This is a genomic window from Microbacterium sp. UBA3394 (genome assembly GCF_002358725.1).
GTDB classification, from domain to species: domain Bacteria; phylum Actinomycetota; class Actinomycetes; order Actinomycetales; family Microbacteriaceae; genus Microbacterium; species Microbacterium luteum.
Window position 1 is genome coordinate 13484 of sequence record NZ_DEPK01000201.1, and the last position, 24780, is coordinate 38263.

Annotated in this window: 22 protein-coding genes and 1 pseudogene; 12 read left to right on the top strand and 11 right to left on the bottom strand. The window is 67.6% G+C overall.

The genetic code is table 11. The features are described from left to right. Window positions 1-20: 20 nt before the first annotated feature. The 9 genes and pseudogenes from B4E30_RS12595 to B4E30_RS12635 all read left to right on the top strand — a co-directional run bounded on the left by B4E30_RS12595 (window position 21) and on the right by B4E30_RS12635 (window position 11409). A complete protein-coding gene (locus tag B4E30_RS12595; protein WP_286795474.1) occupies window positions 21-1046 on the top strand; it encodes an isopenicillin N synthase family dioxygenase in 1026 nt (341 codons plus the stop codon). Between the two features lie 58 nt (window positions 1047-1104). Further along, window positions 1105-2079: an ATP-binding cassette domain-containing protein gene (locus B4E30_RS12600; RefSeq protein WP_286795468.1), complete on the top strand. Its 975-nt coding sequence runs from the start codon at window positions 1105-1107 to the stop codon at window positions 2077-2079. Further along, on the top strand, window positions 2076-2948 hold the full coding sequence (locus tag B4E30_RS12605; RefSeq protein WP_286795469.1) for an ABC transporter permease: 873 nt from the start codon (window positions 2076-2078) through the stop codon (window positions 2946-2948). The genes B4E30_RS12600 and B4E30_RS12605 overlap by 4 nt, the downstream gene beginning before the upstream one ends. Window positions 2949-3117: 169 nt before the next feature. Beyond that, window positions 3118-4059 (top strand): annotated as a pseudogene (locus B4E30_RS12610) (PLP-dependent cysteine synthase family protein); the annotation flags it as partial. Window positions 4060-4097: 38 nt separating this feature from the next. After that, complete coding sequence (locus B4E30_RS12615; protein WP_286795470.1) at window positions 4098-5258, top strand: cystathionine gamma-synthase; 1161 nt, start codon at window positions 4098-4100, stop codon at window positions 5256-5258. Window positions 5259-5330: 72 nt separating this feature from the next. After that, a complete protein-coding gene (locus B4E30_RS12620; RefSeq protein WP_286795471.1) occupies window positions 5331-7679 on the top strand; it encodes an FdhF/YdeP family oxidoreductase in 2349 nt (782 codons plus the stop codon). Further along, the gene (locus tag B4E30_RS12625; protein WP_286795472.1) at window positions 7676-9715 is read left to right on the top strand and encodes a chorismate-binding protein; all 2040 of its coding nucleotides are present in this window, start codon (window positions 7676-7678) and stop codon (window positions 9713-9715) included. The genes B4E30_RS12620 and B4E30_RS12625 overlap by 4 nt, the downstream gene beginning before the upstream one ends. Before the next feature lie 512 nt (window positions 9716-10227). Beyond that, complete coding sequence (locus B4E30_RS12630) at window positions 10228-10431, top strand: cold-shock protein (RefSeq protein WP_071044020.1); 204 nt, start codon at window positions 10228-10230, stop codon at window positions 10429-10431. Between the two features lie 381 nt (window positions 10432-10812). Then, window positions 10813-11409, top strand: coding sequence for a fatty acid desaturase family protein (locus tag B4E30_RS12635; RefSeq protein ID WP_286720176.1), 597 nt, complete (start codon window positions 10813-10815; stop codon window positions 11407-11409). A gap of 25 nt (window positions 11410-11434) precedes the next feature. Here the strand turns inward: B4E30_RS12635 and B4E30_RS12640 are convergent, their stop codons facing one another. From B4E30_RS12640 to B4E30_RS12655, 4 genes are all read right to left on the bottom strand, one after another. Next, entirely contained in the window at window positions 11435-12322 is an 888-nt protein-coding gene (locus B4E30_RS12640; protein WP_286720146.1) for a DUF808 domain-containing protein, read from the bottom strand. A gap of 76 nt (window positions 12323-12398) precedes the next feature. Beyond that, complete coding sequence (locus tag B4E30_RS12645) at window positions 12399-12521, bottom strand: hypothetical protein (RefSeq protein WP_286720149.1); 123 nt, start codon at window positions 12519-12521, stop codon at window positions 12399-12401. A 248-nt stretch (window positions 12522-12769) separates the two neighbouring features. Next, window positions 12770-13393: a response regulator gene (locus tag B4E30_RS12650; RefSeq protein ID WP_286720152.1), complete on the bottom strand. Its 624-nt coding sequence runs from the start codon at window positions 13391-13393 to the stop codon at window positions 12770-12772. Beyond that, window positions 13390-14568 (bottom strand): sensor histidine kinase, encoded by a 1179-nt coding sequence (locus B4E30_RS12655; protein ID WP_286720154.1) that lies wholly within the window; start codon window positions 14566-14568, stop codon window positions 13390-13392. Before B4E30_RS12655 ends, B4E30_RS12650 begins: the two co-directional genes overlap by 4 nt. Before the next feature lie 167 nt (window positions 14569-14735). Here B4E30_RS12655 and B4E30_RS12660 point away from each other — a divergent pair, with 167 nt between their 5' ends. The 3 genes from B4E30_RS12660 (at window position 14736) to B4E30_RS12670 (ending at window position 16965) form a co-directional block, all read left to right on the top strand. Then, window positions 14736-15806, top strand: a complete 1071-nt coding sequence (locus tag B4E30_RS12660; protein ID WP_286795473.1) for an FtsX-like permease family protein — start codon at window positions 14736-14738, stop codon at window positions 15804-15806. Continuing rightward, window positions 15803-16495, top strand: a complete 693-nt coding sequence (locus B4E30_RS12665) for an ABC transporter ATP-binding protein (RefSeq protein ID WP_286720160.1) — start codon at window positions 15803-15805, stop codon at window positions 16493-16495. Before B4E30_RS12660 ends, B4E30_RS12665 begins: the two co-directional genes overlap by 4 nt. Before the next feature lie 245 nt (window positions 16496-16740). Beyond that, window positions 16741-16965: a hypothetical protein gene (locus B4E30_RS12670; protein WP_071044171.1), complete on the top strand. Its 225-nt coding sequence runs from the start codon at window positions 16741-16743 to the stop codon at window positions 16963-16965. 131 nt (window positions 16966-17096) lie between these two features. Here the strand turns inward: B4E30_RS12670 and B4E30_RS12675 are convergent, their stop codons facing one another. From B4E30_RS12675 to B4E30_RS12705, 7 genes are all read right to left on the bottom strand, one after another. Then, window positions 17097-19235 carry a malate synthase G gene (locus tag B4E30_RS12675; protein ID WP_071044172.1) on the bottom strand — a complete coding sequence of 713 codons (2139 nt, stop codon included), beginning with the start codon at window positions 19233-19235 and terminating at the stop codon, window positions 17097-17099. Continuing rightward, the gene (locus tag B4E30_RS12680; protein ID WP_071044173.1) at window positions 19235-20155 is read right to left on the bottom strand and encodes an NAD-dependent epimerase/dehydratase family protein; all 921 of its coding nucleotides are present in this window, start codon (window positions 20153-20155) and stop codon (window positions 19235-19237) included. Before B4E30_RS12680 ends, B4E30_RS12675 begins: the two co-directional genes overlap by 1 nt. Continuing rightward, window positions 20142-21257 carry a mandelate racemase/muconate lactonizing enzyme family protein gene (locus B4E30_RS12685; RefSeq protein WP_071044174.1) on the bottom strand — a complete coding sequence of 372 codons (1116 nt, stop codon included), beginning with the start codon at window positions 21255-21257 and terminating at the stop codon, window positions 20142-20144. The genes B4E30_RS12680 and B4E30_RS12685 overlap by 14 nt, the downstream gene beginning before the upstream one ends. A 65-nt stretch (window positions 21258-21322) precedes the next feature. Then, window positions 21323-22468 carry an ABC transporter substrate-binding protein gene (locus tag B4E30_RS12690; RefSeq protein WP_176759393.1) on the bottom strand — a complete coding sequence of 382 codons (1146 nt, stop codon included), beginning with the start codon at window positions 22466-22468 and terminating at the stop codon, window positions 21323-21325. A 52-nt stretch (window positions 22469-22520) separates the two neighbouring features. Continuing rightward, a complete protein-coding gene (locus tag B4E30_RS12695; RefSeq protein ID WP_071044175.1) occupies window positions 22521-23306 on the bottom strand; it encodes an ABC transporter permease in 786 nt (261 codons plus the stop codon). Further along, complete coding sequence (locus B4E30_RS12700; RefSeq protein WP_286795475.1) at window positions 23303-24046, bottom strand: ABC transporter ATP-binding protein; 744 nt, start codon at window positions 24044-24046, stop codon at window positions 23303-23305. Before B4E30_RS12700 ends, B4E30_RS12695 begins: the two co-directional genes overlap by 4 nt. 87 nt (window positions 24047-24133) lie before the next feature. Beyond that, entirely contained in the window at window positions 24134-24766 is a 633-nt protein-coding gene (locus tag B4E30_RS12705; protein ID WP_071044177.1) for a helix-turn-helix domain-containing protein, read from the bottom strand. Window positions 24767-24780 lie beyond the last annotated feature (14 nt).

Consider the following 24780-nt stretch of genomic DNA (forward strand, 5'->3'; position numbering starts at 1 on the left):
GACGGCTTATTTTCGTCGTCATGACCGACTCCCCCGTTCCCGTCCTCGATCTTTCCCTGCTGGACGACGGCCCCGAGGCCGCCGACCGCTTCCGCGCCGAGCTGCGTCGTGCCACCCACGAGGTGGGCTTCTTCAGCCTCGTCGGACACGGCATCCCCGACGAGCTGCAGGAGCGCCTGCTGACGACCTCTCGTGCGTTCTTCGCCCTGCCCGACGAGGCCAAGCTCGAGATCGAGAACCTCACCTCACCGCACTTCCGCGGGTACGCCCGCCTCGGCGGCGAGCTGACGCAGGGTCAGGTCGACTGGCGCGAGCAGATCGACATCGGCCCCGGTCGTGAACCGATCGAGCGCGGCCCGGAGGACCCGGCCTACGTTGTCCTCGAAGGGCCGAATCTGTGGCCGAGCGCGCTCCCCGAGCTGCGCGAGGTGGTCGAGGAGTGGTCCGAGACGCTCACCGCAATCGGACGGCGCCTGCTCGAGGCGTGGGCGCAGTCGCTCGGCGCGGAGCCGCACACGTTGCTGGACCTCTTCGCCGAGGACCCGCAGACCCACCTCAAGATCGTGCGCTACCCGGGCGTACCCGATGACGCGCCGTCTCGCCAGGGCGTGGGCAAGCACAAGGACGCCGGTGTTCTGACGCTGCTGTGGATCGAGCCGGGCGCCGGCGGGCTCCAGGTGGAGTACGAAGGGGAATGGTACGACGTGCCCCCGGTCGAAGGCGCCCTCATCGTCAACATCGGCGAACTGCTGGAGTGGGCGACCGACGGATACCTGCGCGCGACGGTGCACCGGGTGATCGCTCCCGCCGAAGGCACCGAGCGCATCTCGGTGCCCATGTTCTTCAACCCCGCGCTCGCGGTGCAGATGCCCCGTCTCGACATCGACGAGCAGTACCGGTCGACCTCCCGGGGCATCGAGCAGGACCCCGACAACATCATCCACGGCACGTACGGGGAGAACCAGCTGAAGTCGCGGCTGCGGGCCCACCCCGACGTGGCTGCCATCCACCACCCGGAGCTCCTCGAGGAGTCCCGCAAGGCCTGAGGACGTCGCGACAGAGTTCGTTCGCCTCGATGTCGCACGCTGGCAGTACCATCCCGGCATGGCGTTCATCGAGGCGAACGAACTCGTCAAGACGTATCGACCCAAGGGCGCGCCCGCGCTGCGCGCCCTCGACGGACTCGACCTGTCCGTCCCCGAGGGGACCGTCGCGGCCCTCCTCGGTCCCAACGGCGCCGGCAAGACGACGACCGTGAAGGTGCTCACCACCCTCATCCGGCCCGATTCCGGCTCGGCCACGATCGACGGGGTCGATGTGCTCGCAGACCCCCAGGCGATCCGGCGCATGAGCGGCGCGAGCGGCCAGTACGCCGCCGTCGACGAGAACCTCACCGGGTTCGAGAATCTGCTGATGGTCGGCCTGCTCTACCACCTCGGGCGCCGCGAAGCGACGCGTCGCGCCCGGGAGCTCATCGAGCTGTTCGACCTGGTCGAGGCGCAGAACCGTCCCGTCAAGGGGTTCTCCGGCGGCATGCGGCGTCGCATCGACCTCGCCGGCGCCCTCGTGATCAATCCACCCGTGCTCTTCCTCGACGAACCGACGACGGGGCTCGATCCCCGCAGTCGCCTGGCCCTGTGGGATGTCATCGAGTCCCTCGTCGACGGCGGCACCACGGTGCTGCTGACCACGCAGTACCTCGAGGAGGCCGACCGCCTCGCCGACTCGATCTCGATCATCGACGCCGGCCGCGTGATCGCCGAGGGCACCGCCGACCAGCTCAAGGCCTCCGTCGGCGGACAGCGCGTCGCCGTCACGGTGGTCGACGACGCCCAGGTGGCGCCGGCACGCGAGATCCTGCAGCGCTACGGCACGGGCCCGATCGCGACCGACGGCGAACGCACGGTCGTCGCACCCGTCGCCGACGGCGCAGACGCCCTCGCGCGCATCATCACCGACGCGGCGGATGCCGGCATCACCCTGCACGACGCCGGCATGCGGCGCCCCACGCTCGACGATGTCTTCCTGCAGCTGACCGGCCATGCCGCCGAGGGCGACGACGAGGAGACGGCGGCATGACGACCGCCGGCCACGGCACCGGGCACGGCACCGAACGCCCGGCTCGCAGCACCCTCGAACCACTCCCCGGTTCGCCGCTGTCTCGTTTCCTCTCCGACGGCTACGTCGCGACCTGGCGCAACATCAAGAAGATCGTGCGCGTTCCCGACATCCTCGTGTTCACGCTCATCCAGCCGATCATGTTCGTGCTGCTGTTCACCTTCGTGTTCGGATCGTCGATCGACGTGCCGGGCGAGGACTACACGTCGTTCCTCATGGCCGGCATCTTCGCGCAGACGATCGTCTTCGGTTCCACGTACTCCGGCTCCGCGATGGCGCAGGACCTGAAAGACGGCATCATCGACAGGTTCCGCACCCTGCCGATGAACCCGTCGGCGGTGCTCATCGGCCGCACGCTCGGCGATCTCGTCATCAACGTGCTCTCGCTCGTGGTCATGATGCTCACCGGACTCGCGGTCGGATGGCGCGTCGAGTCCTCGGCGGCGGACTTCGCGATCGGCGTCGGGCTGCTGGCACTGTTCTCCTACGCGTTCTCATGGGTGATGGCCTTCCTCGGCATCCTGGTGCGCAGCCCCGAGGTCATCAACAATGCGTCCTTCCTCATCCTCTTCCCGGCCACCTTCATCTCCAACGCCTTCGTCCCCAGCGAGAACCTCCCGGGCCCGCTACGCATCTTCGCCGAGTGGAACCCGGTCTCCGCGCTCGTGCAGGCGGTCCGCGAGCTGTTCGGCAACGCGCCGACCAGCGCGGCCTCGACCGGCTCGTGGCCCCTGGAGCATCCGGTCGTGTACGTGCTGATCTTCACAGCGGGCATGTTCCTGGTGTTCGTGCCACTCTCGGTGCGCCGGTTCCAGTCCCTGGACCGCTGAGATGCGATGTGTCGTCATATGACGACACCGGTTCGCCAGGCGAGGCGCCGGCGTCGCAGAATAGCCGGGATGTTCTCGACGTGTCACTGTTGTCTGTAGCGCATACGCGCTTCTTCGACGACCCATCCTCCGCGCGACCGCGCGCGGACACGACACTCCAGGATCCCCCGTGCGCTACGCCGAATCGATCGCCGAGCTCATCGGCAACACCCCGCTGGTCCGCCTCACATCCGTGACCGAGGGCATACGCGCCACCGTTCTCGCGAAGGTCGAGTACCTCAATCCGGGCGGCTCCGCGAAGGATCGGATCGCGCTCGCGATGATCGACGAGGCTGAGCGCGCGGGGCTGCTGAAGCCCGGCGGCACCATCGTCGAACCGACCAGCGGCAATACCGGGGTCGCCCTGGCGATCGTCGCCCAGCAGCGCGGCTACCGCATGATCTGCGTGGTGCCCGACAAGTTCGCCGGCGACAAGGTCGCCACCCTGCGCGCCTATGGCGCCGAGATCGTCGAGGTCCCGACGGCGGTGCCGCCGGAGCACCCCGACTCCTACTACTCCGTCTCCGATCGACTCGCCCGGGAGATCCCCGGTGCGTTCAAGCCCGACCAGTTCTCCAACCCGGCCGCCCCCCGCAGTCACTACGAGACCACGGGGCCGGAGATCTGGCGCGACACCGACGGCCGGGTGACGCACTTCGTCGCCGGCGTCGGCACCGCCGGCACCATCTCGGGAACCGGCCGCTACCTGCACGAGGTCTCCGACGGCCGCGTACAGATCATCGGCGCGGATCCGGTCGGCTCGATCTACTCCGGCGGCCCCGTGCACGGCTTCCTCGTGGAGGGGGTGGGCGAAGACTTCATCCCGCCGAATTTCGACCCCGACGCCGTCGACGGCTTCGAGCGCGTCTCCGACGCGGAATCGTTCGAGATGACGCGGCGCCTCGCCACCGAGGAGGGCCTGCTCGTCGGCGGCTCGAGCGGCATGGCCGTCGTCGCCGCCCTCCGCACCGCGCGCGACCTTCCGGAAGAGGCCGTCGTCGTGGTGCTCCTGGCCGACGGCGGCCGCGGCTATCTCAACAAGCTCTTCGACGACTCGTGGCTCGCCGCCCACCTGCCGTCATCCGATGACACCGACCCCGAGGACACCCCATGAGCTCTCCCCTCGCCCGCGACTTCAACAGCCTCGCCGTGCACGCCGGTCAGGAGCCGGATGCCACCAGCGGCGCCGTGATCCCCCCGGTCCACTTCTCGTCGACGTTCGTGCAGGACGGCATCGGCAACCTGCGCGACGGCTACGACTACGGGCGCGCCGGCAACCCCACCCGCACGGCGCTGGAGCGGCAGCTCGCCGCGATCGAGGGCGCCGACTTCGGCCTGTCTTTCGCGTCGGGCCTCGCGGCGGAAGACGCGCTGCTGCGCGGGGTGCTGCGCCCGGGCGATGAGATCCTCCTCGGAAACGACGCCTACGGCGGAACGTATCGCCTGATCTCGAAGATCCTCGTCCCCTGGGGCGTGACGGTGCGCGTCGCCGACCTCAGCGACCCGAGCGCCGTCGAGCAGGCGCTGTCGGAGACGACCCCGAAGCTGGTCTGGGTGGAGACGCCGAGCAACCCGCTGCTGCGGGTCACCGACATCGCCGCGCTCGCGCGCTCCGCCCGTGAGGTCGGCGCCCTGCTCGTCGTCGACAACACCTTCGCGACTCCGGCACTGCAGCGCCCGCTCGCTCTCGGCGCCGACGTCGTGGTGCATTCGGCGACCAAGTACCTCGGCGGGCACTCGGATGTCGTCGGCGGCGCGATCATGACCTCCGACGCCGACATCCACGAGAAGACGAAGTTCCTGCAGTTCGCCGCCGGCGCCGTCTCGGGGCCGCTCGACGCCTGGCTCACCACGCGTGGCATCAAGACGCTCGGCATCCGCATGGAGCGCCACAGCACCAACGCCCAGCGCATCGCGGAGGCGCTTGTCGACGACCCGCGCGTGACCGCGGTGCACTACCCCGGACTGCCCTCGCATCCGGGCCACGACATCGCAGCGACCCAGATGTCGGGCTTCGGCGGGATCGTCTCGCTCGATCTGGCGACCGGCGCACAGGCGCGGGCCTTCTCGGAGGCGACGAAGCTGTTCACCCTTGCCGAATCGCTCGGCGGCGTGGAGTCGCTGCTGAACTATCCCGACGCGATGACCCACGCCTCGGTGCGCGGCACCGAACTCGCCGTGCCCGAGACCCTGGTGCGGCTGTCGGTCGGCATCGAAGGCGTCGACGACCTGCTCGCCGACATCGATCAGGCCCTCACCGCCGCTCTCTGACGGGTGGTCCGCGGCGGTAGTCGAGGCGACGAGCGGACGCACCAGACATTCCCGGTGTGGCACGATGGCGCCATGGCGAAGAAGCCTCCTGCCTCCGACATCGACGAATCCCGCCTGCGCGTCTCCGATCGCAAGAGCACAGCAGTGGGGATTCCCGCCGTCCTCCACGCGCTGCAGATCTCGCAGCAGCAGATGGGGACGGTGCGATCGCTGCGCACGCTCTCGCGGGTGAACCAGAAGGACGGCTTCGACTGCCCCGGCTGCGCGTGGCCGGAAGAGGACAAACGCCACCTCGCGGAATTCTGCGAGAACGGCGCGAAGGCGGTCGCCGAGGAGGCCACCGTCCGCCGCGTCGGGTCCGACTTCTTCGCCGATCATTCGATTGCCGAGCTGCGCGCGCACGACGACTGGTGGCTGGGACAGCAGGGGCGCCTCACGGAGCCGGTGTACCGGGAGGAGGGGGACACCCACTACCGCCCCGTCAGCTGGGACGCAGCGCTGAAGCTCATCTCCGACGCCCTGCGCACGTTGGACGACCCCGATCGCGCCGTCTTCTACACGTCCGGTCGCACCTCGAACGAGGCCGCCTTCCTGTATCAGCTCCTCGTCCGCGGGATCGGCACGAACAATCTTCCCGACTGCTCGAACATGTGCCACGAGTCCAGCGGCTCCGCTCTGACCGAGACAATCGGCATCGGCAAGGGCACCGTCTCCCTCGAAGACATCCATCAGGCCGACCTGCTCATTGTCGCCGGCCAGAACCCCGGCACAAATCACCCTCGGATGCTGTCCGCCCTCGAGAAGGCGAAGCACCGAGGTGCGCGGATCATCGCGATCAACCCCCTCCCGGAGGCGGGTCTGCTGCGCTTCGAGAATCCGCAGACGGTGCGCGGAGCGCTCCTGGGCGGCACGGCCATCGCCGATGATTTCGTTCAGGTGCGGCTCGGGGGCGATCAGGCTCTCTTCCACGGCATCGCCAAACACCTCCTCGAGGCTGAGAACACCACCGGCGGCGTGCTCGATCACGAGTTCATCGCCGCGCACACGAGCGGGATCGATGCCTTCCGCGCGCTCATCGACGACGTGTCGTGGGCCGACCTCGAGGTCGCGAGCGGTCTCACCGAAGACGAGATCCGACGCGTCGGCGAGGCGGTGCGCACGTCGCGGGCGACGATCGTGTGCTGGGCGATGGGGCTGACCCAGCACAAGCATTCCGTCGCGACGCTGCGCGACGTCGTCAACGTCCTCCTCCTGCAGGGGAACATCGGCCGCCCCGGCGCCGGCGTGTGCCCCGTGCGCGGGCACTCCAATGTGCAGGGCGATCGCACCATGGGGATCTACGAGAAGCCCTCGGAAGACTTCCTCCGCGCGCTGGGCGAGGAGTTCTCGTTCTCCCCGCCCCGTGAGCACGGGTACGACACGGTCGAGGCCATCCGCGCGATGCGGGACGGGCGCGTGGACGTCTTCATGTGCATGGGCGGCAACTTCGTCTCCGCCACCCCGGACACCGGCGTCGTCGAGGAGGCGATGACCCGCGTGGGCTTGACGGTGCAGGTGTCCACCAAGCTCAACCGATCCCACGCGGTGACCGGCCGCCGAGCGCTCATCCTTCCCACGCTCGGCCGCACCGACGGCGACCGCCGCGGCGGTCGCGATCAGCGCGTCACGGTAGAGGACTCGATGGGCGCGGTGCACGCGTCGCGCGGCCGACTCGCACCCCCGTCGAAGGAACTTCTGAGCGAGGTGGCGATCCTCGCGAGGCTGTGCGCGGCCGTGTTCGAGGCCGACGGGGCCGGATCGGAGGTGACTCCGCGCGCCGACTGGGCCGCCATGGAGTCCGACTATGCGCTGATCCGTGCGCATATCGCGAAGGTCGTCCCCGGCTTCGAGCGGTATGAGGAACGCATTCAGAAAGGCCGCAGCTTCTTCCTGCCGAACGGCCCGCGCGATGCTCGCCGGTTCGCGACGGTCGACGGTAAGGCGCGTTTCACCGCCAACCGGCTCGAGTACCCCCGCATCCCCCCGGGGCGTCTCCTGCTGCAGACTCTCCGCTCACACGATCAGTACAACACCACGATCTACGGCAAGGACGACCGCTATCGCGGCGTCTACGGCGGCCGACGCATTGTTCTCATCCATCCCGAGGATGTGGCGGAGATGGGCTTCGCCGACGGGGACATGGTCGATCTCGTCTCCGAGTGGACGGCACCCGACGGCTCCGTGCGCGAGCGCCGCGCAGAGGCGTTCCGCATCGTCCCCTACGCCACGCCGCGGCGGAACGCCGCGGCGTACTATCCTGAGACGAATGTGCTGGTTCCCCTCGAGTCCGTCGCCGACGTGAGCAACACGCCGACCTCCAAGTCGGTGGTCGTCCGCCTCGAGGCTCGGGATCAGGCGAGTTCACCGACGCCGTCCTCATGACCGGCGACGACGGCCGTGCGCCCGTCCTCATCGTCGACAACCACGACTCCTACACGTTCAATCTCGTTCAGCTCGTCGACCGCCTGACGGGGATGCGACCCGACGTCGTCGCCATCGACGACTTCGACGTCGACGACGAGTCCGCATACGCGGCCATCATCGTCTCCCCCGGCCCCGGGCACCCGTTGACGGAGCCCCACTTCGGACGATGCCTGGCCCTCTTCCGACGGCGGGAGCGCGCGATCCTCGGCGTATGCCTCGGCCATCAGGGTCTCGTCGCGGCGCACGGCGGCAGCGTCGAGCGGGTCGAACCGGCCCACGGCGTGCTCAGCCGTCTCGAACACGACGGGACGGGCCTCTTCCGCGGCGTTCACGACGACGTGCACGTCGTGCGCTACCACTCGCTCGCCTCCCGCGACGTGCCGGGGATGCTCCGTGTGACCGCGCGCACACCCGACGGGCTCGTCATGGCCGTCGAGCACCGGGAACTCCCCCATGTGGGCATGCAGTTCCACCCCGAATCGGTCCTCACCGAGGACGGCGCACGGATGATCGCGAACTTCCTCGCGCGAGCCGGCGTACCACCCGACGGCGCCGAGGCCCCTCGCGCGGCGCCGGGCCCCCCGAGCGCAACCGAGCCGGAATCCCTGGTGCGGTATCCCCGGTGGGTCGAGCCGGTCGACCTTGCGCCCGTGATGCTCCGCGGGCGCCGGCGCGCCTTCTGGCTCGACAGTGCCGATCGCCGCGACTGGTCAGGGCGCTACTCCGTCATGGGCTACCTCGACGACGACGACACGAGCGTCGTCGTCGGTGGACCCGAACATGAGACACCAGGCGCCCGAGCCGTCCCTCGACGCGACTTCCTCGGCCGCCTGCGCGAGCTCGGCGCGGACAGTCACGGCGAGGATTCCGGCATCCCCTCGATGGGATCCTGGGTCGGCGCCGCCGGCTACGACACCCAGGAGATCCTCGAATCGACGGAGGTGGGTTCACCGGCAGACGGCTTCTTCCTGCGCGTCGATCGCGTCGTGGTCTTCGATCACCTCGAGCGCACGGTCCGTTACGGCGCGAGCTCGGTGGCACGGTCGGACGGCGTGCGGGCGCTGCTGGATGCGGCTGCGGACGCCCCGCATCCCGAAACCGAACTCGGGCCCATCGTCGCGGAGACCGACTCGCCGTGGGCTGCGTACGTGCGGGCGTTCGACCGCCTCGACGAAGCCCTCCGGGCGGGCGACACGTATGAGGCCGTGCTCACGTTCCCTCTGCGCTACACGATCCCGGGAGACCCGCTGGATCACTACCTCGCGCTGCGCGCGCGCAGCCCCGCGCCCTATGCGGCGTACCTGCGGCACGACGAGCACGTCGTGCTGTCGGCATCCCCGGAGCGGATGCTGCGCGTGGGAGCCGACGGGCGTGCGGAGGTGCGCCCCATCAAGGGCACGCTCCCCCGCGACGCGGATCCCGAGCGCGACGCCCTGGCCCGGTGGCGCCTGGCCACGGATGAGAAGTTCCGCCGCGAGAACCTGATGATCACCGACCTCGTCCGCAACGACCTCGGCCGGGTGTGCCGACGCGGATCGGTCGCCGTCACCCAGCTCATGGGCGTGGAGTCCTACCGCGGTGTGCATCAGCTCGTCACGGTCGTCGAAGGCTCCCTGCAGGAGGGAACGACCCCGGTCGACGCGCTTCGGGCCGTCTTCCCCGCCGGCTCCATGACCGGGGCGCCGAAGCGGCGCACGATGGAGCTGATCCGCGAGGTCGAGCGCGAGGACCGGCACCTCTACGCCGGCGCGATCGGCTGGTTCGACGCCCGGCAGGCCGATTTCTCGGTCATCATCCGCACTCTCTGGGGTTCAGACGGCCACTATCGCCTCGACGTGGGCGGGGGCATCATCATCGGCTCCACCGCGGAGGCGGAGTTCACCGAGGCGCTGGGCAAAGCGCGCTCGGTCGTCGACCGCCCCCTGCGTGAGGTCACTCCCGATCGTCATAGCGGGGTGCGCGGACCCGACTCGCTGCCGCCAGCGCGTAATTGACGGCGATCATTGCACCGGGCGAGCTGACCGTGCTGCCAACGGCCATCGAACTGATAGACTGAACAGCCCCATCGGGCCACTCATCTTGTTCTCGCGACGCCACCGACGCACCAGCGCAGGTTGACGTTCTCTCCGCGGATTCCCCGAATCCCTGGCCGTCGCACTCGTCGAAAGCTCTCTTGTCCTCTTCTTCTGCCGCGCTCGCGGCCCCTCTGTCCACACCCGTCCTGTCTTGGGCGCAAGCCGATGACGACGTCCACGTCGCCACGCAGTCCGGCGAGTACGCCGGCTTCGTCGCCTCGTCGTCCGGCGGGCGATACGAAGCGCAGAACGCCCGGGGCGACGACCTCGGATGTTACCCCAGCGAGCCTCTCGCCCGCGCTGCCGTCGCCGCATCCGCTGCGCCCCCCACGCGACGACCCACGACCACCCACCACACCCGTCGCGGTCTCACTCGGAGGCCGCACATCCTCGGCCGCTCACGCGGCCGGCACACGAGAAGGAAGAACACGATGGCCACTGGCACCGTGAAATGGTTCAACGCCGACAAGGGATACGGCTTCATCGCCCCCGACGATGGTTCCGCCGATCTGTTCGCGCACTACAGTGCGATCACCGGCAACGGGTTCAAGGAACTGCGAGAGGACCAGAAGGTCGAGTTCGACGCGGAGCGCGGGCCCAAGGGCATGCAGGCCGCGAACATCCGTCCCCTCTGACGGCACGCCATCCCGGGTGTCGTCGGCAGAGCCTGACCGGCACCTGGGAGTACCGCCGTATTCCGCCGCCCGGATACGACACCCCGTAGCGTTCCCCTCAGCGTTCGGCGACCGCCGTTGGCTTCATCGGCCGACACGGTCGCGATCGAAACGCAGGTAGGGACATCTCCTCCACCGCTGCATCCCGTCTGAGACCCGTCAGGCAGACGTACGCCCGCACCGCCGACTTCCCCCGATCGCACGCGCGTACACCGACGGGTCGCAGGTCGTGCGCGAGAGCAGGCTCCTCGGTCGAACACGCTGGTTCTACGGCTTCGTCGGGATCGCGCTGGCGCTCGCGCTCGGGGGCTGCATCACCGGATTCATCCTTCTCGGCGACAGCTGGTTCCAGCTGCTCACCGCCGGAGCACTCGGCATCCTCTTCACACAGGTCGCTTTCCTGGCTCACGAGGCCGCGCACCGTCAGATCCTCGTCACGGGCCCTTCCAACGCGGGTGGGAGATCGCCCTCCTCCTCACGCGATTCGCCCTCATCTGGACGCCGGTGTTCGTCTTTCTGCCGATCGGGATGGCGTTCGCCTTCCTCGGGGTACAGCTCGCGGTGTTCGGCATCTACATGGGCGCCTCGTTCGCACCGAACCACAAGGGCATGCCGGTGATCGACGCGGACGCCAAACTCGACTTCTTCAGCAAGCAGGTGCGCACCTCGCGAAACGTCTCCGGCGGGTGGTGGGCGACCTGGCTCATGGGCGGCCTGAACTATCAGGTCGAGCACCACCTGTTCCCCAACATGCCGCGACCGCACCTCGCACGGGCACGCCAGATCGTGCGCGAGCACTGTCGCACGCTCGAGGTGCCCTACACCGAGACAACGCTGTGGCGCTCCTATGGGATCGTCATCGCCTACCTCAACCGCGTCGGGCTCGCCGCTCGCGACCCGTTCGACTGCCCGGTCACCGCCACGTACCGACGGGTGTGACGGGCCCGCCCGACTCGGGACCGGGTCAGTCGGGGTGAACCGGCTCGCGCCGTCGGAGGCGGGAGACGGCCAACACGATGCCGGCGATCACGAGACCGACGGCCAGCCCGAAGACAGCCGACATCGCGGTCTCCGCGATCCAGACCACGACGACGCCGGCGCCCTCGATGAGATGAGTCGCCGCGTGAACCAGGTCATGCGGGCCGCTCCAGAACGTCTCACCCAGGTTCTCGATGAGCAGATGTCCACCGACCCACAGCATCGCGACGGTGCCGATGATGCCGATCACACGAAAAACCGTCGGCATGGATGCGACCACGCGTGCCCCGGTGCGCCGCATCCCCCGCTTCGGGCTCTTCATCAGACGAAGACCGATGTCGTCGATCTTCACCAGGAGCGCGACAGCGCCGTAGACGAGCGCCGTCATCGCCAGCCCGATCACGAGCAGGGCTCCGAGCGTCATCCAGATGTCCAAGCCCGGATCGAGGCTCGTCAAGGCGATGAGCATGATCTCGGTGCTGAGGATGAGGTCGGTGCGCACCGCCCCGAAGACGAGCTTGCCCTCGTCTCGAGGGCCGTCCTCTGCCGGACCATGATGCAGGCCGAACCACTCCAGCACCTTCTCCGCACCCTCGAAGCATAGGAAACCCCCACCGAGGATCAACAGGTACGGAAGCACCCACGGAGCGAACGCGGTCAGCACGAGCGCGATCGGGATGATGATCACGAACTTGTTGACGAGGCTCCCGAGCGCGATCTTCCACACGACGGGCAGTTCGCGCGCCGGCGTGATTCCCTGCACGTACTGCGGCGTGACGGCGGCATCGTCGATGACCACCCCGGCCGTCTTCGCGCTCGCCTTCAGCGCCGCGCTCAGGATGTCGTCGACGACGGCCAGAAGTCCAACCGACATGTGCGCTCCCCCACCCGTTCCCGCACTCACGCTAGCAGCGCGAACTCTTTCACGACGCCTGACCGGTTCCGTGGCGTCAGCTGGAGGCGGTGGTCGTCCGCAGAGCCCACGCCCGCACCGAGATCATCGTCCTGATCCACAACGACCACGCCATCATCAGCGCCCGCAGCAGCGGCGAAATCCTCGCCAGCTCCACCATCGACCCCACCTCACTTCGCGTTCGTGTTCGGACCTCCGCCATGATCTCGGCAGCCTTTGCCTTGCTCACACTTACGCTCGCGTGGACGAAGACAGGGGAGCTTCCCGCGAGGAGGTTTCCCCCGTCGTTCCCTGACTCATCACATGCGACAACGAGTGGCTGCGTTGTTCCGCTAGTTGATACGTCCTCCGGCACTTGCTCATCGTGCCACTAGGGGTGCAGCTTTGTCGCAGTGTCCGGGGCGCGGTTCAGCGGAGGATGCCGCGCCGCCGGGCGGCTGACACCGCGGACGTGCGGGAGGTGACATCGAGTTTGGTGAAGATGTGGGCGAGGTGGGATTTCACGGTGGGTTCGCTGACGTAGAGGTCGGTGGCGATCTCGGCGTTGGAGCGGCCGTCGGCGACGCGTTCGAGGACTTCGATTTCGCGGGAGCTGAGGCTGATCTGTGGGGATCGCATGCGACCCAGCAGTCGGGAGGCGATGACGGGGGCGAGTGCGGATTCGCCGGCGGCGGCGGCGTGGACGGCGGTGACGAGTTCGTGTGGGGGCGCGTCTTTGAGCAGGTATCCGCTGGCGCCGGCTTCGACGGCGCCGAGGATGTCGGCGTCGGAGTCGTAGTTGGTAAGGACGAGCACGTAGGGGGCGGCATCGAGGGCGCGGATGTGGCGGGTGGCATCGGCACCGGTTTCGGCGCTGTTCCCGAACTGGAGGTCCATCAGGACAACGTCGGGGTTCTCGCGTTGTGCCGCGGCGATGGCTTCTTCGGGGGTCGCGGCTTCCGCGACAACGGTGAGGTCCGCTTCTTGATCGAACAGTGCGGTGAGGCCGGCGCGGACGATGGGGTGGTCATCGGCGATGACGAGGCGGATCATGCGGCTCTCACTGGGCTGAGAGTCACGGTGAGGGTCGTTCCGTGGCCGGGTGTGGAGTCCACCAGGAGGGTGCCGCCGAGCTGTTGCACGCGTTCGTGGGTGGCCTGCAGGCCGAAAGAGTCGGATTTGCCGTGGCGGGTTGCGGGCGAGCTGGGGTCGAATCCGATGCCGTCGTCGCTCACGGTGAAGACGAGCTCGTCCGGGGTCGTGGCGAGAGTGATGGTCGCTGTGGCGGCCTCTGCGTGTTGGAGCACGTTGGCGATCGCGCCTTGCGCGATGCGCAGCAGCGCCGTCTGCAGATGCATGGGCAGCTCGATCGTGTCGGACACTCGCACATGGACGGTGAGTCCTTGGTTGGACCACTGGCCCTTGGCGAGGCGTCGGAGGGCGCCGCCGAGGCCGTGGCTGTCGAGGTCGGGCGGTGTGAGCTCGCGGATGAATCGGCGTGCGTCGGCGAGGTTCGTGGCGGCGGTTTCCCGGGCAAGCCGGATGTGTTCGACGCCGGGCCGGTCGGGGTCTGCGCGTTCGGCCGCGTACAGAAGCATCTGGATACTGGAAAGTCCTTGGGCGAGGGTGTCGTGGATCTCTTTGGCGAGGCGGGCTCGTTCGGCGAGCACCCCGGATTCGTGTTCGATCGCCGCGAGTTGGCCACGGGTAGCGAGGAGTTCCTGCATCAGAGCTTCGCGTTCGGCAGCTTCCCTTGCCAACGCCTGATACCCCAACCCGATCAGCAGGGCGACCCCGGCTCCGACGATCGGGCCGACGACACCGCCGATGCTCCACCCTCCGTGTGCTCCCAACGCGGTGATCGCCACGGCCGTCGCGGCCACGATCGCCGCGGATCCCCACCCCGCACCGAGTAGGTGCAGGTAGAGGAAGAACAGCGGGAACACCAGGTACGCGGCCTCGGGGATCAGCCACATCAGCACGACCCATTCCAGGGTCAACGCGACCAGCCAGATCAGCCGCGCCGCGCGTCCCCGGGAGCGGCGGGCCAGATAGGCACCGGACCCGTAGGTGGCGAGCGTGAGCAGAGCGAGACCGATCACGGCCGCGCTGGCGTCCGCGGGGGCGAGGATCGCCCGTCCGATGATCAACGCGATGAGCGCAACGAAGAGCACATGCAGGCCCGTGCGCAGGCCCGCGAACACGGGTGTCAGCACGGAGTGAGGCATGCCCGAATTTTATGTCCCGGCCCTGGACCGCGAATCATCCGAAAGGTCCACTCCCCCGTCCTTCGTTTGATGCTCCGCAGCCGTGCCGAGGACCGATGCCTCACTCCCCTCCCCGGCGGGACAGTGGTGATGTCACAGATCAGCCGGTCACCGGAAAGGACCACACCATGTTCGTCGCCTTGCGCGATCTGCGTTTCGCCCGAGGGCGATTCCTTCTCATCGGTTCCGTCGTCGGGCTCATCACCGTGCTCGTGGGCTTCCTCAGCGGCCTCACCGGTGGGCTCGCAATCCAGAACATCTCCGCTGTTCTCGCGATCCCCGGCGATCGGGTCGTGTTCTCCGCGCCGTCTTCTGGCGAGCCCGGAGCGAGCTTCTCTGATTCGGTGATCACCGAGCAGCAGGCCACCGACTGGGCCTCCACGGCCGGGGTGACCGCGGCTCAGCCGATCGGGATCAGCCAAACCCGCGGTGAAGCCGGTGACACCCACACCGCGATCGCCGTGTTCGGCGTCCAGCCCGGATTCAACGACACCGCCCCGACCGCTGACGGGAAGCTCGGCCTCTCCACACCCGCCGCTGACGCCCTCAATGTCACAGCAGGTGACACGGTCACCATCGCCGGCACGCCCTTCACCGTCGACACCATCGCCGGTGACGCCTGGTACAGCCACACCCCGGTCGTCGAGATGACCCTGACCGACTGGCAGGCATACTCCGCGGCCACCGGCAACCCCGACGCCTACGCAACCGTGCTTGCCGTCTCCGGGAGCCCGGACTGGGATGCTGCGGACACCGCCCACCAGACCGTGTCCGAGAGCGTTCTCGGGTCGCTCACCGCGCTAAGCGCGTTCCGCTCCGAAATCGGGTCGCTTCTTCTGATGGTGGCGATGCTGTTCGGCATCTCCGGGCTGGTCATCGGCGCGTTCTTCACCGTCTGGACCATGCAACGCAAGGGCGATATCGCGGTCCTGAAAGCACTTGGTGCCAGCACCCGCTCCCTCGTCCGAGACGCCCTTGGGCAAGCCCTCATCGTGCTCCTTCTCGGCATCGGTGTCGGGCTCGGGCTCGTCGCCCTCTTCGGAGCCCTCGCAGGCACCGCACTGCCGTTCCTGCTCAGCCCGATCACGACCCTCCTGCCCGGGGTGATCATGATCGCTCTCGGTCTCGCCGGGGCCGCGTTCGCCCTCCGATCCGTCACCTCCGCCGACCCCCTCACCGCCCTCGGGAGCAACCGATGATCCGCCTCGACAACATCCACCTCACCTTCCCCGACGGAGACGCCCGCGTCACCGCTGTCAACCACGTCACCCTCACCGCGCACCCCGGAACGGTCACCGGCATCACCGGGCCCAGCGGCTCCGGCAAATCCAGCCTCCTCGCCGTCGCCGCTACCCTCATCCGGCCCGACTCCGGCACCGTCCTGATCGACGACATCGACGCCACACGCCTCGACCCAAAAGCTGCGACCGAGCTGCGCCGCGACAAGATCGGCATCGTGTTCCAGCAGTCCAACCTCGTCCCCTCCCTCACCGCGATGGAACAGCTCGCCGTCATGAACGAGCTCGGCGCCCCACACTCCCGCCGCCACCGCGCGAAAGCAACCGCGCGAGCCGGTGAGCTCCTCGATGCGGTGGGCCTCGCCGACCAGCGCGACAAGCGGCCGCACCAGCTCTCCGGCGGGCAGCGGCAGCGCGTGAACATTGCCCGGGCCCTGATGAACGACCCCAGCGTGCTCCTCGTTGATGAGCCCACCAGCGCCCTCGACCAGGAGCGCGGAGCCAGCATCATTGAGCTGATTCTGCAACTCACCGACCAGCTGAACACGTCCACACTGCTCGTCACCCACGACCTCGTCCACCTCCCCCGCATGCACGGTGTCGTCCACCTCGTCGACGGGAAACTTGTCGACACGGCAGTCGGCGCCTAGCCGGTCCTGCACCGGATCAATCCGGCGCGCGATCGCCCGGCCCGTAGCGCGAATCCGGGACCGACGTACGTCGTTGATGCACAACGGCGTGCGCCGGTCCGCTTCCATTCGAGACGATTCCGGGTGACTAGCGCGGGGCGCATACCCCCACGGTGAGCCGTTCACCCCCCACGGACCACCTAAGCCGTGTTGATCAAGTCTGATTTGATCCAGATCAGCGTGGCGGCGAGGCTGATGGCGGCTCGGTGTCGGTCGTCCTCTACGCGGCATTCGCCGCGCTCCTCCTGCGGCGGGCCGGAGCACTCGGCGATGCCGGCGCCGTCTCACAGGTGGCGACCTGGGTGCTGTTCGCATACTTCGGCATCGGCGTGCTGCTGAACGCCATATCGAGGAGCCGACCGGAACGCATCGTGATGACGCCGGTGTCTGCGGTGCTGACTGCCTGCGCGGTCGTGATCGCGCGGGGCTGAAGAGACCAAGCGCTCCGCTGATCGGCGTCATCGATCGACCGCTCGGGTCAACCGCCCGCCCCCCGGTGATCGCCAGGGTAGTAGGTGCACGGTACTCCGCTTTCACTCAGCGACGTGGGTGGCGCGCGTCATCATCGCTCAGCTCGGACCCGCGCCATCCGCGCTCTGCATTTCGCGAGTCGGCGGAAGCGATGAAGCGCGGTTTCGGTGTACCCGTTCGGATGGTCGGCCCATTCGAAGATGAGGCTTCGCGCCGCGCGGAAGGCATACGAATCCGAGTCCAATGGCACGTGTGCGGGTTCATTCGCTGACTGGTTGTCGACGAGGCGGGCCATTCGGTCGAGCGCCTCGTCGACCTGCGCCGGGCTCACGAGATCGTGGTGGAGCCAGTTCGCGACGAGCTGACTCGAGATCCGTAGCGTCGCTCGATCCTCCATTCGTCCGACGCCATCGACGTCGGGGACCGTGGAGCAGCCGATGCCCTGGTCGACCCAGCGGGACACGTAGCCGAGGATGGCCTGCACGTTGTTGTCGAGCTCGCGCTGCACGTACTCGGTAGAAAGGTCGGCGGGGTCGACGACGGAGGCGGTCAGCAAGGCCGAGAGGTCGTCGCCCCCGGTGCTCTCAACGACCAATTTACGCTGACGTGAGCGCACGTCGACATCCCAATAGTGCAGCGCGTGCAGGGCGGCGGCCGTGGGGGACGGGACCCACGCGGTGCTGGCGCCGGCGGTTGGGTGCGCGATCTTCTCCGTCATCATTCGGCCCATCTCGTCGGGTTGAGCCCACATGCCCTTACCGATCTGACCGCGGCCCGCGAGCCCGGCCCGCAGCCCGGCCGCAACGTTGCGCGATTCGTACGAAGCCATCCATGCTGCACTGCGCAAGCTATCCCGACCGGGAACGACTCCCGCGTTCATGACGCTGCGGATCTCGTCGCCCGATCTGTCGAGGAACCCGGTGTTGATGAACACGACACGATCGGAGGCCGCAGCGATGCACGCACCGAGGTTCGCCGATGTTCGGCGCTCCTCATCCATGAGGCCGAGCAGCAGAGTGTGCTCGCGCAAGCCGAGGAGCGCTTCCACGCGTGCGAACACCTCGACAGCGAGCGCGACTTCGGTGGGGCCATGGAGTTTCGGCACAACGACGGCGAGGGTTTGTTCGGTTCGGCCGCCGCGGCTGGCGAGGGTCGCGCACAGTGCCGTGATCGCGATGTCGAGGATGCCCTCCGGCACCGGCTGCCCGTCGGCGTCCAGCACCGCGTCGGTGGTCATGTGGAGCCCGACGCCGCGGACGAGCATGTGAGAGCGGCCGGGCAGCTGGGTCAGTGCACCACCGGGCGTTCTCAGCACGATGGGCGGGGCGAGGCTCCTGTCGATGACGGAGCCGGCCTTGAGGAACCGCGCGGTGAGGTCGCCGCGGCACAGTCCCCACCAGTTGCGGTAGGCGAGCACCTTGTCGTCGGCATCGACGACCGCGACGGAGTCCTCGAGATCGACGATCGTGGTGGGAGCCGCCTCGATACGAACATCCGAGATACCCGCGGCGTCGACGGCGCCGGGGCTCGTCGACCGATCGATGTCGACGAGAAGACGCAGCCCGTTGTGCTGCAGTGCGATCATCGTCGGCTGTTCTGGTTCGCCCGAGAAGCCGACGAAGCCCTCCGGCGCCAGGAGCCCCGTGCGCGCGCCCCTGGCGTGCACGATGAGAGCGCCATCGACGACCGAGAATCCGGTGGTGTCGGCGTGACTGCCGGTTTCGAGTGGTACGTGATGGTCCAGAAGCTCGCGCACGGTTCGCACGACTGTCGCCGGGCGATCGGAGATCTGCTCCTGCGGGATGAGGGCGTCGGTTCCGTATATCGAGTCGTACAGGGAAACCCACCGCGCATTCACGGCGTTGATCGCGTATCGAGCGTTCGTAACCGGGACGACGAGCTGAGGGCCGCACTGTGCCGCGAGCTCGGGAGCCGCGTTCGCCGTCGTGACGCTCGGGTCGCGGTCGGGCACGAGGTAGCCGATGTCTCGCAAGAACGCCGTGTACTCCTGGCTGCCAGCGCGACCCGGGTGCGCGGCATGCCACGCATCGAGCCGGTGCTGTAGACGAGCCCGTTCGGCGAGCAGACCGTGGATGCGTGGCGTGACGGCCTCGAAGATGCTTTCCAGCCCCGACCAGAACCCCTCCCGTGTCAGGCCGGTGCCGCTGAGCGCGTCACTGACGAACGCATCGAGCCCGGTTGCAACTGTGAGGCTTCGGTCCGTGGGCATCACGACGTCGCCTCCGCCGCGAGCGGATTGCCCTTGTCGTCGAGGTAATTGCGCCAGGAACGGCGCGGCGACCATCCGAACAGGGCCTCGGCCTTACCTGAGTCGATTCCCGAGGCATCCGTCCGCGACAGCGGGGCGACCGGGACACCGGGATGCAGCCGTGTTATCTCCTTGGCGAGGTCGCGCCCGCCGATGTTGTCCGCGGCGGCGGCGAAAACCGTTTCGTGGCCGCCGTTCGGCCTCTCGACGCACGCGAGGAGCAGATCGGCGAGATCGTCGACATCGATGTACGACCAGAAGACCGCGCTCGTGAGATCGGGGTCGTCGAAGAACGGGCGGAGATTCGATGCGTAGGTGTCGGCTGTCAACACCCACGTCGGACGTACCGAGACGGCGGATCCACCCGTGCGCGTGACAAACGCCTCGCAGAGCATCTCTCCCACTCGCTTCGAGAGACCGTACGCGTCGTGCGCGAGTTCCGGATGCGTCTCGTCGATGGGGCAACGCAGCCCCTCGAACGGCGCATGCGCCCAGGTCATCCCGGTGACCGAATCGCTGCTGAGGTTCACGACGCGGGGGACGCGGTTCGCCGTCGCCGCCTCGAGCACGGCGAACGTTGCCGCGACGTTCGTGAGGAAGACCGTGTGCGCGACGTTGCGGGTCGGTTCCGGAATTCCTGCGGCGTGGACGACCGCGTCAACGTCGCGAACGATGGCGAAGGCGTCGCCGGGCTGGGTGAGATCGGCCTGAACATATCTCACGTTCGACCCGTCGGCGTCATACTTCGGGCGACCCAGATCGGTGGCGATGACCTCGTGTCCGGCCCCGGCGAGCGCGGCAACGGTCGCAGCGCCGACCTTTCCTCTTGCGCCGGTGACGAGAACGCGCTGCGGCGTTGAGTTGCGATCACGCGTCGACATACGTGCGGTGTCCTTCCATGAGTACCTCTTCGTCGACGTCGATGCCGAGCCCCGGGCTGTCCGGAATTGCGATCCTGCCGTCCTCGATCGAGGCGATCCCGAAGCCTGCGGCGGGGGCGACCCGCTCGAGCATGGGGGACAGATGGAAGGGATACTCGATGAGGTCGACGCCCGGCAGCCCTCCCGCGACGAGCGCATTCGCGGCGATCGTCACGGGGCTGCCGTGCAAGTGCATGACGACGCGGGCCCCGCGGGATGCGGCCGCTGTTCCCATTCGATGCGCTTCCGTCAGCCCGCCACAGATCGACGCATCGGGTTGAATGACGGAGATTGCGCTCGACTGCAGCGCATCGAGCGCCTGCGCGGTGCTGAAGAGGTGCTCCCCGTAGGCGATCGGGACCGGGGACGCGCCGGCGATCCGCGAGATCGCTGCGTGTTGCGTGCTGGGCACAGGCTCTTCGAACCAGGACACGCGAAGGTCGGCCAGCACCAGTGCCATCTCCATCGCTTCGCCCACGCTGAACAGCTCGCTGCCGTCGACCATGATGTCTGTCTCGACCGGGAGCAGCGGACGCAGGTCTCTCAGTATGCGCATCGCATCCCGCCAAGCCGGCCCGATGCGCATCTTCACCTTGCGCACGCCGCGCTCGAGCAGCGGAGCGAGCAGTTCGAAGTGAGCTGACGCGGCGCGGGATTCCAGGAAATGGCTGTTGCCCGCGTACACCTCGACATGATCACGAAGCCGCGGTGCGGGTGCGGCGCTGCGACCGTGTTGTTTGCCGGCAGCATCGGCGATGGCGATTTCCAGTGCGCTCAGCGCCTGAGCCGACGCGTAGGTCGAGCCGAGCGTGCGTGCCGTGGCCGAACGTACTGCTGCAAGGCGGGCGGGTGCCGAATCGAGGGGATGGCCGATTACCGCAGGCCCCCACACGTCGTCGACGATGCGTTCGAGCACCGTCGGGTACGAGACGCCGAAGCTGTCGCAGCTCTCGCCCCAACCGACGACGCCGTCGGTCGTCTCGACGCGGACGAAGAAGAGGGACATCCGCGCGTAGTCGGTGCTGAGTCGTGCGGGCAGCGCGGAGATGCGCGAGATGATCATGGTGACGCCTTTGAATCGAAGCGGGTGGTGACGGTGAGGGGACGGCCGCGCCGCCCCCTCACTCGCTAGTCGAGCGTGATCGACGGGTCGAGGAACTCGTTTGTATAGATGTCGTCGGGGGTGAGGTCGGCGGCGATCTCCACGCCGGTCTCGCTGAAGACTCCAGTCAGCAGTTCGGTCATCCGCTCCATCCGAGCGGGGTCGAACGAGCCGAAAACGCCGTCCGTGCCGTCGGTGACGATCCCCTCGTTCAGCATGACGCTGTGCACCTCGCTCGCCATCTCGGGGGTGATCTGGAAGAACTGGTCCATCTCGATGAGGTAGTCGGAGATGGCCTGGTTGACCGCTGTCGGGTCGTTCATGTAGTCCACCTGCGCCTGCTGCATAGCGGGAATCAGCTGGGCGAGACAGTCCGCCTGCGCCTCGACGACATCGGGCTTGGCTGACCATGCCGCGGGGTAGATGTCGTATCCGGAGTCGGCGATCAGGAAAGAATCGACCTCGCGTCCGTAGTCGGGGTAGTCGACCATGAGGCGATAGGGCTCCTGCGTGATGTAGCCCTGCATCACGACGGGCTCGCCCGCCACGAGCCGGGTCACCGAGCCGTCGAACGAGCCGTCGACCTGATCGGGGCGCACGTCGCCCTCAGCCAGCAGGTAGTCCATGTAGGTCGCGCCCTGGAAATAGAGCACAGTTGCGTCGGCGTCACCGATGTCGGAGATCGAGTCGAACGAATACCGCTCGGGATCCCACAGCAGAATCTGAGGGTTCACTTGCAGCGGGGTGTAGACGGCCTGCGTCGGCTGGCTCTCGGAGAGCTTGACCGACTCGTCGGTGTCGATCATGGCGAGCATGATCGAGTCGTCTGAGTAGAGCACCGCCGTTGACTGCTGGAAGCCGATGAAGGGGCCACCGCTTCGCACCTCGATCGTGACGTTGTCATCGGCGATGGCGGGTCCGGAATACACTCCGGCGTCCGCGTCGATCGTGGCGTCGGCCGGGTCGATCATCGCATAGGCGGCGGAGTGTTCGGGCTCGGGGTACCAGTTCGTCTGCAACACGACGGTGCTCGGGCACGCGCTCAGCGCGCCGTCGCCGCCGGCCGACTCTGCCTCCGCAGCCGTCGGCGTCGAAGATGCGCAGCCCGCGAGGCTGAAGGCGGTGAGTGCGAAGACGCCGGTCGCGGCGAGGGAGATTCTGCGAATGGGCATGGGTCCTCCGGGTTCGTGAGTCGGGTGGTGCTGGTCGTGGTTGGAGCGTGGGTCAGCGGCGGTCGGGCTGATGCCAGGCGCCGACGGCGAGCTTCGAAAGCAGGCCGAAGAGCCAGAAGACGACGAGGCCGAGCGCGGAGGCGAGGATGATGGCGCCGTAGAGCATCTCGCCATCGAGCAGATTGCGATACGTGTCGATCGCCAGCCCGATTCCGGACTGCCCGCGTCGGAAGAAGAAATCGGCGACGATGGCGCCGACGACGGCCATCCCTGCAGAGATCCGCAGACCTGTGAAGATCGCGGGCAGCGCGGCCGGAAACTCGAGGCGGCGCAGCGTGGTCCACCGTGAGCTGTGGGTGATCTTGAACAGATCGCGCATCTGTGGAGACACCGACTGCAGGCCGAAGAGCGTGTTCGTGATGATCGGGAACAGGGCGATCAGGACGACGACGAGGATGCGGCTGCCGAAACCGTAGCCGAGGGCGAACGCGATCAGCGGCACGATCGCCAGAATCGGCACGCTCTGCAGTGCGACAGCGTAGGGGTACAGGGTCGTTTCGACCCACCTCGCCTGGCTCATGAGGGTCGCGGTGACGATTCCGATGACGGCCGCGATCAACAGGCCGATGAGGGCGACGCCTGCCGACACCGCGAGGGGTCGCAACAGATCCATGAGGTTGTTGCCGTCGAGGAAGGCGACGACCACGATCTCGTGGGGCATCGGCAGGATGAAACGACGGCTGGGGGAGAGCAACAGGCCGCTGATGAGGTACCAGATCGCCACGACGCCGGCGGCGAACGCGACGGGCAAGAGTACGCGTGCGGTCATCCGGCTCATGACATCGCTCCCTTCAAGACGTCCGATATCTCGCTTGAGAGGGCGGCGAACTCCGCTGAGTATCGTGTGTGCTCATCGCGTTCAGCGCCGAAGGGAACGTCGTATTCGCGGATGATGCGGCCGGGATGCGCGCCCATCACGACGACGCGTGTGCCCATGTAGATCGCCTCGGCTATCGAGTGCGTGACGAACACTCCCGTGAACCGCTCGCGTTGCCACAGAGCGCGGAGGTCGTCGTTGAGACGTTCCCGCGTGAACTCGTCTAGGGCGCCGAATGGCTCGTCGAAGAGGAAGAGCTCAGGGTCGCGTACTAGCGAGCGTGCGAGGGATGCTCGCATTCGCATGCCACCGGACAGTTGATGAGGGCGGTTCTGTGAAAAATCCTGCAGTCCGACGAGTTCCAGCGTGCGAGCGACGCGTGAGGAGACCTCTCGCTGGGGCAGTCCATCGAGTTCCGCTAGGAGTGCGACGTTGCGGGCGACGGTGAGCCAAGGCAACAGAGTCGCCTCTTGGAACACATATCCGATGCGATCGGTCGACACCGTCGCGGCACCCGAGGTAGCGCTTTCGAGGCCCGATGCGAGGCGGAGAAGCGTCGATTTGCCGCAGCCGGACGGGCCGAGCAATGTGACGAACTCGCCCGGTTGGATCGTCAGATCGACCCTTGACAACGCCGTCGTTCCGTTCGGAAACCGCACGCCGACATCGCTGAATTCGACGGCCGCCGCAGTCATCTCCACCTCCAATATTGATATGAGCAATACTGACGAGAAGATGTTTCGTTGATATTTCGCGATGGTTGCCAGCCCGTTGAGATGGCTGATGGGTCAAATATGCATTTCCGAAATATTCGCTGTCGCGGCGATTGGCTGGGCCTGCGTCACAAGCACCCGCGCTGGCCATGCCCCGACGGTGCGCCAGCGGTGGCGCACGCCGCCGCCGAAGTAGAGGGTGTCTCCGGGCCCGAGCATGAAGAGTCCGTCGTCCGCCAGGTCCACTTCGAGTTGGCCCGAGATCACGTACATGAATTCTTCGCCGGTATGCTCGTAGAAGTCCTCGAACTCGGTGACCTGGGTGACAAACTCCATGGGGTACATCGCGCGAGCGCCGAACACGAGCGACTTCGCCTGCCCGTCCACTTGCGAGACCATCCGTCCCTCATTGACTCTGACGAGGCTGACCCTGCCGTTGCCGGAGTGACTGTCGTCTTCCGGATTGGCGCCGGTATCGGAGAGCAGTGCGGGCGTCGTCGTGCCCAGAGCCGCGGCTATGCGGTGGAGCGAGGGCATGCTCGGCCGGGCGCGCCCACGTTCGATCTGGCTCAGGAAGGGCTGCGAGAGCTTTGCCTTGGCGGCGAGAACCACGAGCGTCATACTCCTGCTCTTGCGCAGCGCCGCGATGCGGCCGCCGAGCTCCTCTCGCATCCGCTGGTCCGCCCCAGGGGGCTCGGCCGTCGTCATGCCACCACACTAAG